The 11,543-nt window shown below is 64.5% G+C and carries 9 protein-coding genes; 4 read left to right on the top strand and 5 right to left on the bottom strand.

Annotated elements, in window-relative coordinates:
- Positions 1-34 precede the first annotated feature (34 nt).
- Entirely contained in the window at positions 35-1,471 is a 1,437-nt protein-coding gene (locus tag VGN93_RS24605; RefSeq protein ID WP_327509619.1) for an NAD-dependent succinate-semialdehyde dehydrogenase, read from the top strand.
- A gap of 30 nt (positions 1,472-1,501) precedes the next feature.
- Here the strand turns inward: VGN93_RS24605 and VGN93_RS24600 are convergent, their stop codons facing one another.
- The 3 genes from VGN93_RS24600 to hisD are packed head-to-tail and all read right to left on the bottom strand — an operon-like array spanning position 1,502 to position 5,415.
- Positions 1,502-2,200 carry a hypothetical protein gene (locus VGN93_RS24600; RefSeq protein ID WP_327509618.1) on the bottom strand — a complete coding sequence of 233 codons (699 nt, stop codon included), beginning with the start codon at positions 2,198-2,200 and terminating at the stop codon, positions 1,502-1,504.
- 48 nt (positions 2,201-2,248) lie between these two features.
- The gene (locus tag VGN93_RS24595) at positions 2,249-4,081 is read right to left on the bottom strand and encodes a thiamine pyrophosphate-binding protein (protein ID WP_327509617.1); all 1,833 of its coding nucleotides are present in this window, start codon (positions 4,079-4,081) and stop codon (positions 2,249-2,251) included.
- Entirely contained in the window at positions 4,078-5,415 is a 1,338-nt protein-coding gene (gene hisD / locus VGN93_RS24590) for a histidinol dehydrogenase (RefSeq protein WP_327509615.1), read from the bottom strand. Before hisD ends, VGN93_RS24595 begins: the two co-directional genes overlap by 4 nt.
- 173 nt (positions 5,416-5,588) lie before the next feature.
- On the opposite strand from hisD, the gene VGN93_RS24585 reads away from it, so the two are divergent.
- The gene (locus tag VGN93_RS24585; RefSeq protein WP_327509614.1) at positions 5,589-6,404 is read left to right on the top strand and encodes a helix-turn-helix domain-containing protein; all 816 of its coding nucleotides are present in this window, start codon (positions 5,589-5,591) and stop codon (positions 6,402-6,404) included.
- On the opposite strand, the gene VGN93_RS24580 is transcribed toward VGN93_RS24585, so the two are convergent.
- Complete coding sequence (locus VGN93_RS24580; protein ID WP_327509613.1) at positions 6,401-7,912, bottom strand: GMC family oxidoreductase; 1,512 nt, start codon at positions 7,910-7,912, stop codon at positions 6,401-6,403. The genes VGN93_RS24585 and VGN93_RS24580 overlap by 4 nt on opposite strands.
- A 162-nt stretch (positions 7,913-8,074) precedes the next feature.
- Complete coding sequence (locus tag VGN93_RS24575; RefSeq protein ID WP_327509612.1) at positions 8,075-9,244, bottom strand: Gfo/Idh/MocA family oxidoreductase; 1,170 nt, start codon at positions 9,242-9,244, stop codon at positions 8,075-8,077.
- Positions 9,245-9,492: 248 nt separating this feature from the next.
- On the opposite strand from VGN93_RS24575, the gene VGN93_RS24570 reads away from it, so the two are divergent.
- Both VGN93_RS24570 and VGN93_RS24565 read left to right on the top strand, forming a co-directional pair.
- Positions 9,493-10,491, top strand: coding sequence for an ABC transporter permease (locus VGN93_RS24570; RefSeq protein WP_319312975.1), 999 nt, complete (start codon positions 9,493-9,495; stop codon positions 10,489-10,491).
- Positions 10,492-10,554: 63 nt separating this feature from the next.
- Positions 10,555-11,493 carry a sugar ABC transporter substrate-binding protein gene (locus VGN93_RS24565; protein WP_327509611.1) on the top strand — a complete coding sequence of 313 codons (939 nt, stop codon included), beginning with the start codon at positions 10,555-10,557 and terminating at the stop codon, positions 11,491-11,493.
- The last annotated feature ends 50 nt before the right edge of the window (positions 11,494-11,543 follow it).

Raw genomic sequence — 11,543 nt, 5'->3', positions numbered from 1 at the left:
CGAACCGATACGAACTGGATGTAAGGACCATACGATGACGACCTATCCCGATACAGTGCTTTTCATAGACGGCGTCTGGCGCCCGGCCGCCGGCGGCAAGACCATCCCAGTCCTCAACCCGGCGACGGCGCAGCCGATCGGCAGCGTTGCCTGGGCGGATCGCGCGGATCTGGATGAGGCGCTGGCCGCGGCCGAGCGCACCTTCCCGCAATGGAGCGCGACCTCGGCCTACGAACGTTCCCGGCTGATGCGCCGCGCGGCCGATATCCTGCGCGAGCGGGCGGACGAGATCGCCGTGATGATGACGATGGAGCAGGGCAAGCCGGTCGCGCAATCGCGCATTGAAACGCTCGCCGGCGCCGACATCATCGAGTGGTTCGCCGGCGAGGCGCAGCGCACCTACGGCCAGGTCATTCCCTCCCGCGCACCGGATATTCTCCAGATCACCCTGAAGAAGCCCGTCGGGCCGGTCGCGGCCTTCACGCCGTGGAATTTCCCGATCAACCAGGTCGTGCGCAAACTCTCCGCGGCACTTGCCGCGGGCTGCACGATCATCGTCAAGGCGCCGGAGGAAACGCCGGCATCGCCAGCCGCCCTCATTCGCGCCTTCGCAGACGCGGGCATTCCGGCCGGCGTCATCAACCTCGTCTATGGCGTTCCGGCCGAAATCTCGGAATATCTCATCCCGCATCCCGTCATCCGCAAGATCTCCTTCACCGGCTCGACGCCGGTCGGCAAGCAACTCGCCGCATTGGCCGGCGCGCATATGAAGCGTGCGACCATGGAGTTGGGCGGCCACGCGCCGGTCATCGTCGCCGAGGACGCGGATCTCGACCTTGCCGTCGACCTGATGGTCACCAACAAGTTCCGCAATGCCGGACAGGTCTGCGTTTCGCCCACGCGGTTCCTCGTACAGGAGAAGATCGCCGACGCCTTCACCGAGCGTTTTGCGGCCGGCGCCAAGGCGATCCGCGTCGGCAACGGCCTCGATGCCGATGTCGAGATGGGGCCGCTCGCAAACGAGCGCCGCATCCCGATGCTGGAGAGCCTGATCAACGACGCCGTCGAGCATGGCGCGCAGCTGAAGACGGGCGGGCGCCGCATCGGCAACGAAGGCTGGTTCTTCGAACCGACCGTGCTGGCCGACGTGCCGCTGTCCGCCCGCATCATGAACGAAGAGCCCTTCGGCCCCGTGGCCGTGATCAACCGGTTCGGCGATCTCGGCGAGGCGATCACCGAAGCCAACCGTCTGCCCTACGGCCTCGCAGCCTTCGCCTTTACCCGAAGCAGCGCCACGGCAACCCGCCTCGGCAACGAGGTCGAAGCGGGCATGCTTTCGATCAACCATCTGGGCCTGGCACTGCCCGAGGTGCATTTCGGCGGCATCAAGGATTCCGGCCACGGCACCGAAGGCGGCGCCGAGGCGCTTCAGGCCTATCTCGACACGCGCCTGGTCACGCGCAAGGGATGATGCCCGGCGTTCGAGACGACCACCCGGCCGTTAGTCGGTCGGGTGGAACTCGATCGCCATCCAGATCGCGTCCGTATCGGTCCAGCCGCGGTGCCAGGGATAGGTGAAGGTTCGCTTGTCCTCGACCCAGACGATCGGGTCGTGGGTGTCGCCGGGCGCTGCGCTGATCTCGCGATAGAGGTCGGTGCCTGCCTTGTCCCGGAACAGCTGGATGCGCCCCTGGCCGAAGATCTGCGTGTGCAGCTCGATGAAGCTGTGCGTGTTGTGGATGCCGGCATCGGTGCGGGCTGGCGCCCACCAGAGATTGAGCTGGATGTCGAACCGCTGGAGCTCGTCCTTCGGCTCCGGATGGTTCGACAGCGCCCACGGGTTGAGCTCGACCTGGCCGATAATATCCTTCGCCGAAATGTAGAGCGGCGTGCGGCGCGGGAAATCGGGCTTCGACACGCCGAGCCATTCCCAGTCGTCGAGCGCGATGCCGCCGAGATTGATGTCGCCGGGAACGTCGACGATCGAGGCGCGATCGCCGCTGATGATGACGCCGTCCCGCAGGATCGTCGATCGCCAGGCGGGGATGACGCCGATCGGGTCGCCGGCAATATACATCGGCTTGCCGGAAAGGTTCGTGACGACGCCCGTCGTGCGATAGTCGCGGGCGTCTTCCACCATATGCGCCTTCACGAAGGTGCCGTCGAAGGCGAGGGGGCGTGTGCGGTTGTTCTCGGTCATATGTCCTCGATCCGGTGGTGGGCCGGCCTTCCCGGCCGGCCCGTGGTATCAGAAACCGCGGCCCTTGACATATTTGGCGCGCAGATCGCCGAGATAGGCCGGCACCGTGATGTCCCACCATCCCGTGACATGCATGTTGGAATAGGGACGTTCGATGGCGCAGATGGCATCGATGAGGTAGGGCTTGCCGGATGCAAGCGCCCGCTTGATCGCCGGGCCGATCTCCGCCGGGTCGGTGACCCGCTCGGCTTCGCAGCCGAGCGATTTCGCGACACCTGCCGCATCGGCCATCCAGGGCTCGCCATCCGGCGTCTTGAACTGCGTGATGATCTCGCGGTCCTCGCCGAACATGTTGAGCTGGAGGTTGCGGATCGCGCCCCAGCCGCCATTGTTGATCACCAGGAAGATGGCCGGCGTGCCGAGCATCGCGGCGGTCGCGAGTTCCGTGCCCGTCTGCAGGAACGCGCCGTCGCCGAAGATCGCGCAGACCGGCACTTCCGGCTTGCCGAGCTTGGCGCCGATGGCCGCGGGAAGCGCAAAGCCGATGCCCGACATGCCGCCCGGCGTGATGTGCTGGCGCGGGCCATAGACCGGGAATTCGTTGAAGACCTGGTTCTGCGGGTTGGAACTGTCCGTTACCACGATCGTGTCGCGCGGCAGGGCCTTGCGGGCCTCGACGAGCACCTGGGAGGCGGTCATCGGCTGCACGTTCGCGGTGCGCAGCGGCCGCAGGAAATCCTCCCACTCCACCTTGCGCTGGAGCAGCTCCTGGAACTGTTCGCTCTCCTTGTAGGCCCGCGGCTTGCCCTTCTCCTTCAGCCCGGCGAGGATCGCCGTCAGGACGGCCTTCGCATCGCCGACGATGCCGACTTCGACCGGGTAGTTCTTGCCGATCTCGAAACCGTCGAGATCGATCTGGATCAATTTCGTCTTAGGAATGTCGAAGGTCACGCCCGGCTGGTAGGAGGAGGTGATGCGGTCGGAGAACCGGCAGCCAATCGCCAGCAGGACGTCCGCCGAGCGGGTCATGGCATTGCCGGGAATGGAGCCGAGGTCGCCGCAGGCGCAGGCGAACAACTCGTGATCTTCCGGAAACGCGCCCTTGCCCATGAAGGACGTCGTGACGGGAGCGCCCAGGAATTCGGCGATCTCGCGCAGCACGTCGGTCGCCTCCGCCGTGATCACGCCGCCGCCGGCGAGAAGGACCGGGCGGTTGGCGGAAAGAAGAAGGTCCACGGCCTCGGCGATGTAGGCCGGGTCGCCAAAGGTGCGGGCGGCCGTGCGGCGTTTCCTGCCGTCCTTGGTGATCACCTTGCCGGTTTCGGCCTGGACATCCTGGGGAACGTTCAGCAGCACGGGTCCCCGGCGCCCCTCGAGCATGGCGTTGAAGGCCTGCTCCATCATGTTGGGGATCTGTTCGACATGGCTCGGGTTGAACCAGCGCTTGACGACGGGTTCGGCCATGCGCGGGAAATTGTCGGAATGGGGGCGGTCGATTTCCTGAAGCACGCCGCGGCCCATCATGTAGGTGTGCACGCCGCCGGTGATGACGAGTTGCGGCAGGGAATCGGCGAAGGCCGTCGCGATGCCGGTCAGCGTGTTGGTCGCGCCGGGGCCGATGGATGTGACGACCGCTGCCACCTTGCCCGAGGATCGGTAAAAGCCGTCCGCCATGTGGGAAGCGTTCTGCTCGTGCATGGCGGGAAGCAGGTTGATCTCCGCCTTGCGGTCGACGAAGGCGTCCATCAGCGCCGTGTCGCCGTGGCCGGGAATGCCGAAGACATGCGTGACGCCTTCGCGAATGAGATGATCGACGATGATCTGGCCACCCGTCATCTCGCGCGGAACTTCGGTCCCCTCGACGGTCTTGTCGATTTTCATTTCGTTACCTCCAGTTTCTTTGCTGCACCCGGTTCGACCGCGGTTGCATAGTCGACATTTCGTTGTCCGTAGCGGCGAACGCGCACGTTCGCCTGTTCCGCATGTCCTGCAAAGCCCTCCATGATGCAGAGGCGCGAAGCATATTCCCCCACGAGGGCGGAAGCTTGGTCCGTCAGGATTTTCTGATAGGTGCAGGTCTTCAGGAATTTGCCGACCCAGAGCCCGCCGGTGTAGCGGGCCGCCCGCATGGTCGGCAGCGTGTGGTTGGTTCCGATGACCTTGTCGCCATAGGCGACCGTGGTGCGCACGCCGAGGAACAGCGCGCCGTAGTTCCTGAGATTGTCGAGGAACCATTGGTCGTCGCGGGTCATGACCTGGACGTGCTCGGAAGCGATGCGGTCGGCTTCCGCCAGCATCTCCTCCCGGCTGTCACACAGGATGATCTCGCCATGGTTGCGCCAGGCCTCGCCGGCGATCCTGCCGGTCGGCAGGATGGCGAGAAGGCGGTCGATCTCGGCGAGCGTATCGGCGGCGAGTGTTTCCGACGTGGTGATGAGGATCGCGGGCGAGTTGGTGCCGTGTTCGGCCTGGCCGAGCAAGTCCGTTGCGACGATCTCGCCGTCCACCGTGTCGTCGGCGATGATGAGGACTTCGGTGGGTCCGGCGAAGAGATCGATGCCGACCCGGCCGAACAGCAGGCGTTTTGCCTCGGCGACATAGGCGTTGCCGGGGCCGGCGAGAACGCTGACCGGCTTGATCGTCTCGGTGCCAATCGCCATGGCGGCGATCGCCTGCACGCCGCCGAGCGCGTAGATCTCGTCTGCGCCTGCAAGATGCTGCGCCGCGACGATGAGGGCGGAGGGCGCGCCTTTGAACGGCGGCGCACAGGTGATCACCCGCTCGCAACCGGCCACTTTCGCGGTCAGGACGGTCATGTGCGCGGAGGCGAGCAGCGGATATTTGCCGCCGGGCACATAACAGCCGACGCTGTCGACGGGCACATGCTTGTGGCCGAGCACGACACCCGGCAAGGTCTCGATTTCGAGCGCGGACATGGTGTCGCGCTGCGCCCGGGCGAAATTCCGCACTTGTTCCTGCGCGAATTCGATGTCGTCGCGCTCCTGGCGGCTGATGGCGTTGACGCAGGCGTCGATCTCCACCCTGCTCAGGCGATAATCCGTACGATCGAGGCCATCGAAACGGATGGCCATCTGGCGCACGGCCGCGTCGCCACCCGTCTCGACCTCGGCGATCAGGGCCTGGACAGTGCGGGTCATGGTCTCGTCATGGAAGGGCGACGCCTCTGCGAGCGGGCGTTTGATCTGTCTTATCATGGCCTTGTCCTGCTTCTGGTCCGCGGTTGCCTGCCTCGGAGGGCAGGGCGGCACCGCGTGTTCTCGTGGCAGGAGAGTGTGACAACGGACCTGAAGCGACAATTTCGCAGGGCCTTGATACTTGGCGCAAACTGACGCATTTTCGGTGATCAATCACCTGTCAGGATCGAAGCGTGAACACGGACGTCAACGAGACCGCCCAGGCCCGGAATTTGGGCGCCAACCTGAGATTTCTCTGCGAGCGGCAGGGAACGGTCTCCAACATCTGTCGCAAGATCAAGATCAACCGGCAGCAGTTCAACAAGTACCTGTCGGGCCTGCACCTGCCGTCGGTGCAGAACCAGCGCCTCATCGCCAATTTCTTCGGGCTGAGCCGGTCGGTTCTTTTCGCCGATCCGGAAGAATTTCGCACGCTGATGGAGGGGAACTACTTCCACGCCATCGATACCCTGCGCAATTCGAAGCGCATGGCGCCGTTCCTCGACACGCTGCTGGTCGACGAAAAATCGTCAGGCGACGAATATATCGGCGTCTACGACCGCTATCAGTATTCGAGCATCTACAAGGGCAAGGTTCTGCGCTCGGCCTATTGCATCTACCGCAACCGGGACTTTTTGCAGCACTATTACATCGAGCGTTTTCCGAACCTCGAAAGCCCGGACAAGATCGATTTCGTTTTCAAGTATCACGGCTTCACCATTCCGCTGGACGGCCGGATCTTTTCGCTCGATTTCGAGGCCGTCCAGAAGAACGAGATGACGTTCGGCATCTATGCGCCGGTGCAGAGGAGCTCGAAGAGTTTCCTGATGGGCATCACCAGCGGCATCGCCGCGACGATGCTGCGCCCACCCTATTCGACCAAGGTGGCGATGCATTTTCGCGGGCCGGGCCTCTTGAATCGCGAACACCTGGAGCGCGTTACGACCCTGGAAAAGGGCGACCGGTCGATCCCGACCGAGGTTCAGCAATATCTGAGCAGCGTCGATTAAGGCGACACTGCAAGATCGTTGGCGAGGATGTGGTCGGCCGCCCGAAGCGCCTGCGCGGCGATCGTCAATGCCGGGTTCACCGCCGCCGAGGCCGGGAAGAACGAGGCGTCGATGACGAAAAGGTTGTGGTGGTCCCAGGTGCGACAGTAGGGATCGAGGGCGGATGTGGCGGGGTCGTCTCCCATCCGCACGGTGCCGCACTGGTGTGCCGTGGCATGCGCCACGAGGGACTTGGTGACGACGATCGGATAGCCGGCCCGCCTTAGCGCGCGTTTCATGCGCTTCACCAGTTCGAGATGGCCCTGCATGTTGTTGAGCGTGACCGAAAGCTTGATGGACTTGCCCGCGAGCGTGACGCGGTTGTTCGGGTCGGGCAGGTCCTCCGACAGTGCGATCCAGTCCATGCCGTGGCGCGCCATTTCGTTGCCGAGGAATTTCGGCAGACAGGGCACGTTGGCCGTCAGCATGCCGCCTTGCAGCTTTCCGAGCATCTGCATATGGCCCATCGGCCAGGGAAAGGCGTCGTCGCCGAAATACCAGTCGTTGATGGCCAAGGTCTTCTGGAATCTCGTGGAATTCACCCGGTGGGACAGTCCCATCAGCGCCGTCTGGTTGTGAACCATGTAGTGGCGGCCGACGACATCGGAACTGTTCGCGACGCCCTTCGGCGCGGCGCTGTCTGCCGAGCGCAGCAGCAGGGCCGCGCTGTTGACGGCATTGCACGCGACGATGAAGAGCGGCGCGGCGTAACGTTTGATCTCGCCGCCTTCATCCACCTCGACCGCCTCAATCCGCTTGCCATCCGGGGAGAGGATCAGGCGCCTTGCCAAGGTCTTCGTCTTCAGGTCGACCCGGCCGGTCAGCAGGGCGGGTTCGAGCGCGCAGGTCTCCGCATCGTTCTTCTGCCCGATCTTGCAGGGAAAGCCGTCGCAGGTCCGACAGAGGATGCAGGTGCCGGCGGCTCCGGCATTGACGCCGTTCGGCAGGGCGGAAGGCGAGATGCCCTGGCTGCGAAACCGCTCCGCCATCCGTGCCACGACCGGCTCCGAGGGTACCGCACTGAACGGAAACGGCCGGCTGCGCTGCGGCGCGGTCCTGTCGCCGGCGTCGTCGCCATGGACGCGGAACATCGCTTCTGCCTGGTCGTAATAGGGTGCGAGGTCGGCATAGCGCATCGGCCAGGCCGGGGAGACGCCGCCGTGATGTTCGAGCGCCTCGAAATCCCGTTCCCTGAGCCGGAAGAGCGCTGCTCCATAGAACTTGGTCGAACCGCCCACATTGTAATACATGCCGGGATCGAACGGCTTGTCGTTGCGGTCGAGCCAGCTGTCCTTCGCCTTGTATTTTTTTTGGAAGAAGACCGTGTCGACGCTCCAGTTTTCCGGCTCGCGGGGCACGACCTCGCCGCGCTCCAGGATCAGGACGCGCGCGCCGTTTTCCGCAAGCCGGCGCGCCGTGACGCTGCCGCCGACGCCGCTTCCGATGATGATGACGTCATAGTCCTGCATGTCGTTCCCACGATGATGATGGAGTGTTTGGTCGTCCGCAACTGTATGGCATGGCGCGCGCTTTCGACCCTGACGGTTCTACCATCGGCCAAAATAGCGGAGAAGCGGAATTCCGGCCGTTTGCGTCACATTGCGCCAGATATCGCCCGGGTGCGGCGCACATCAGCTTTGCGGGAACGCCTGCCAAGTCTTCGTTTCGGATGAGCGCAGGCAGACTTCCGACAGGCGCACGCCGCGAAGACCTTCCGTCAGGTCGGCAAGCGGCGTCCTTTGCGCGGCGCGCCAGCCGGGACCGGCTTCGAGAGCATCCGCATAGTCCGAATAGAGCACGGCGAGCGCCTCGAGATAGGCTTCCGGATTGCCGGCGGGCAGGCTGACGCAGGCGGCCGCCTCCTCGGTCATGTCATCCGCGCCGCGCCGGTAGGTGAGGTCGGCTTTGCCCAGGCGGGAAAGCTGTAGCGTCTCCGGCTGCTCCTGCCGCCATTCCAGCGTGCCCTTGGTGCCGACGATCTTGAAGCGCAGGCCGTTGCGATGGCCGGGTGCCGCCAGGCTGCACCAGAGCAGGCCATCCGCGCCGCCCTCGAACTCCATCTGTACCACGGCCGTATCGTCGAGGCCGAAACCATCGACCGTGGTCGAGAGTTTTGCATTCACCGCCATGCAACGCCGGCCGGAGACGAATTCCAGGATGTTGAAAGCATGGGTGCCGACGTCGCCGAGCGCGCCTGTCGGCCCCGCCTTGCCGGGATCGCCCCGCCACACACCGCCCTTGCCGAGCTTGGCCGGGTCGCCCGCCAGCCATTCGAGCAGGTATTCGACATAGAGGAATTTGACCTCGCCGATCTCGCCATTCAGCACCCGCGCCCGCGCATCGCGCACCATCGGGTAGCCGGTATAGGTATAGGTGACCGCGGCGAACGTATCGTTCCTGGCCGCCAATCGGATGAGCGCTTCCGCTTCAGTGGACGCGTTGACCAGCGGCTTGTCGCAGATCACCGGAATGCCCGCTTCGAGGAAAAGCCGGCACGGCTCGAAATGCAGGTGGTTGGGCGTGACGATCACGGCGACGTCGATGCCGTCCTCGCGTGCCGCCTCCGCGCCGGCCATCTCGGCAAAGGTCCGGTAGGTGCGGTCCGGCGCCACCCGGAGCGCCTGCCCGGCTTCGCGGGAAACCGCCGCATCGGACGAAAAGACCCCCGCCACCACATCGAACCGGCCCGTCAGCCGCATGGCGGCCCGATGGATGCCCGCGAAGAAGGATCCGCGCCCGCCGCCGATCATGCCGGCACGGATACGCTTTCTGGCGGGGATATCGGAGATCAAGTTCGGCATTCGGGGCGTCCCTGTTGTTTTGATGGGTCGAGTGTCGTCGCCGGCAGCGCGGAGGCAACTGCGCAGGCCGCGAATATGTGAAGCAGTCTGTCGCACGGATGAACGAAGCGAAGCCTGCTTCAACTTGCGTCATCAACTGGCCCTTTGCGAAATTGTCACATCAGCCGACCCCGCTAGTCTTCTATAACAAGCACGGCAGGCCGTCCCGCCCGGTGACGCCGCCGATAAAATTCTCAAGGGGAAAAGCGATGACCGATATCGCCACCGGCCGGCTGGTAGCCGGCAAACCAGGGCCGCTCCGCCGGTATTTCGCGCCTCAGCATCCGGCTGGCATGGTGCAGCGTGTGATGCTGCTGGTCCTCGTGGTCAGCATCATCGCGCTCTCCGTTGCCAATCCGAATTTCCGCAACCCGGCAAACCTCCTGAACATCATCCAGCAGGCATCGATGGTGGGCATTGTCGCCTGCGGCATGCAACTGATGATCATTTCCGGCGGTTTCGACCTGTCGGTGGGCGCGACGGCCGCGGCCGCGGGCTGTGTCGCCGCGGCGGTTTCGCTGACATTCGGCGTGCCCGCCGGCATCGTCGCGGCCCTTGTCACCGGCCTGTTCATCGGCATGGCCAACGGGTGTCTCATCGCCAAGGTCGGCATGAACCCCTTCGTCTCCACCTTCGGCACGCAGGCGATCATCCTCGGCACCATGTATGCCTTGACCGAGGCGCGCCCGATCGCGCCCCTGCCGCGGGAATGGCGCGAGCTCGGCTTCTTCAACATCGGCGGGCTCACCTTCCCGAGCATGGTTTTTATCGTAGTGGTCGTGGTCCTGGCGCTGGTGCTGCATTTCACGCGCTACGGGCAGCATGTCTACGCGGTCGGCAGCAACAAGGTCGGCACGAGCCGCGCCGGCGTCAACGTCGACCGGGTGCTGATCGCCACCTACGCCATCGGCGGGGTTACCGCGGCGATCGCCGGGCTGCTGCTCACCTCGATTGCCGGCATCGGCAGCCCGCAGGCCGGCACGACCTGGGCGCTGCTGTCGATCGCGGCCGTGGTCATTGGCGGCACGCCGCTCTCCGGCGGCGTTGGCGGCATCGCATCCGCCGTCATCGGTATCTTCGCGCTGACGATCCTCAACAACGCGATGACCCTCTACAGCATCTCCGCCTTCTGGCAACCGGCCTTCATGGGGACGGGCGTCCTGCTGGCGGTCGGTTACGAAGCCCTGCGCCGCGGCCGCAGGAACTAAGCAGACACGAAAAGAGTGGAACCAACCCGGCGGAAAAATCGCCGTAAAACCAGGAGGACTACAATGACCATCACGAGACGACTGTTCACCATCGCATCGCTCGGCATCGTGCTCGGCGCGGCACTTGCGGCACCCGCCATGGCCGAAACCAAGAAGATCGGCGTGCTGATCTACAATATCGGCGTCGACCCCTGGATGAACGTCGCCGCCAAGTCGCTGGAAGCGGATGCCAAGAAGCTCGGCTACGAAATTACGGTGACGGACGGCCGCAATGACGTGGCGCAGATGAATGCCGCGATCGACCAGTTCGTCATCCAGGGTTTCAACGCGATCATCGTCGCACCCTCCGATCCGGACAGCCTGGTCGGCAGCGTGTCGAAGGCGATCGAGGCGAAGATCCCGGTCATTTCCTATTCGATGGGCCTTGCGCCGGATGCCAACGCCACCGCATTCGTCGGCTCCAACGAGGAGCTGATCGGCCGCGAACAGGCCGAACTGGCGATCAAGCTGCTTGGCGGCAAGGGCAATGTCGCGCTGATGACCGGCATCCTCGGCACATCGCCGCAGATCGGCCGCTCGAAGGGCCAGCATGACGGCCTCAAGGAAGCGCCCGGCATCAAGATCGTCGAAGAGCAGGCGAACGACTGGGCGCACGACAAGACCGTCGCGCTGATCCAGGACTGGCTGTCGAAATATCCGAAGGGCGAGCTGAACGCCGTCTTCGCGCATGGGCCGGAGCTCGTCGCCGCGGCCGAATATGCGAAGTCGCAGGGCCGGGACGAAATCCTCTTCTTCGCGGTCGATTATCCGGAGGACGCGCGCCGCGCCATCCAGGAGGGCACGCTGACGGCGACCGTCTCGCAGAGCCCCGCACTGCTTTCCGAACTGGCGGTGGATGCGGCCGACAAGGCGCTGCGCGGCGAAACGGTCGATCAGAAGATCATCATCAAGACGCCGCTCGTCACCAAGGACAATGTCGAAGAAATGCCGGCCGATTATTGATCCGGCCCGGCCCGGCCCGCGCCGTGAAGGCGGCGCGGGCCTTCCTTTTA

Origin of the sequence: Shinella sp. (genome assembly GCF_035998705.1) — a bacterium.
In the GTDB taxonomy this organism is placed as follows: domain Bacteria; phylum Pseudomonadota; class Alphaproteobacteria; order Rhizobiales; family Rhizobiaceae; genus Shinella.
Note: the sequence above shows the minus strand (reverse complement) of the source record. Positions and strands in the feature narration are given on the sequence as shown.

Bases quoted from the DNA above. Each gene is read 5' to 3' on its own strand.
- VGN93_RS24605 (WP_327509619.1), top strand. From the start codon at position 35: ATGACGACCTATCCCGATACAGTGCTTTTCATAGACGGCGTCTGGCGC.
- VGN93_RS24600 (WP_327509618.1), bottom strand. From the start codon at position 2,200: ATGACCGAGAACAACCGCACACGCCCCCTCGCCTTCGACGGCACCTTC.
- VGN93_RS24595 (WP_327509617.1), bottom strand. From the start codon at position 4,081: ATGAAAATCGACAAGACCGTCGAGGGGACCGAAGTTCCGCGCGAGATG.
- hisD (WP_327509615.1), bottom strand. From the start codon at position 5,415: ATGATAAGACAGATCAAACGCCCGCTCGCAGAGGCGTCGCCCTTCCAT.
- VGN93_RS24580 (WP_327509613.1), bottom strand. From the start codon at position 7,912: ATGCAGGACTATGACGTCATCATCATCGGAAGCGGCGTCGGCGGCAGC.
- VGN93_RS24575 (WP_327509612.1), bottom strand. From the start codon at position 9,244: ATGCCGAACTTGATCTCCGATATCCCCGCCAGAAAGCGTATCCGTGCC.
- VGN93_RS24570 (WP_319312975.1), top strand. From the start codon at position 9,493: ATGACCGATATCGCCACCGGCCGGCTGGTAGCCGGCAAACCAGGGCCG.
- VGN93_RS24565 (WP_327509611.1), top strand. From the start codon at position 10,555: ATGACCATCACGAGACGACTGTTCACCATCGCATCGCTCGGCATCGTG.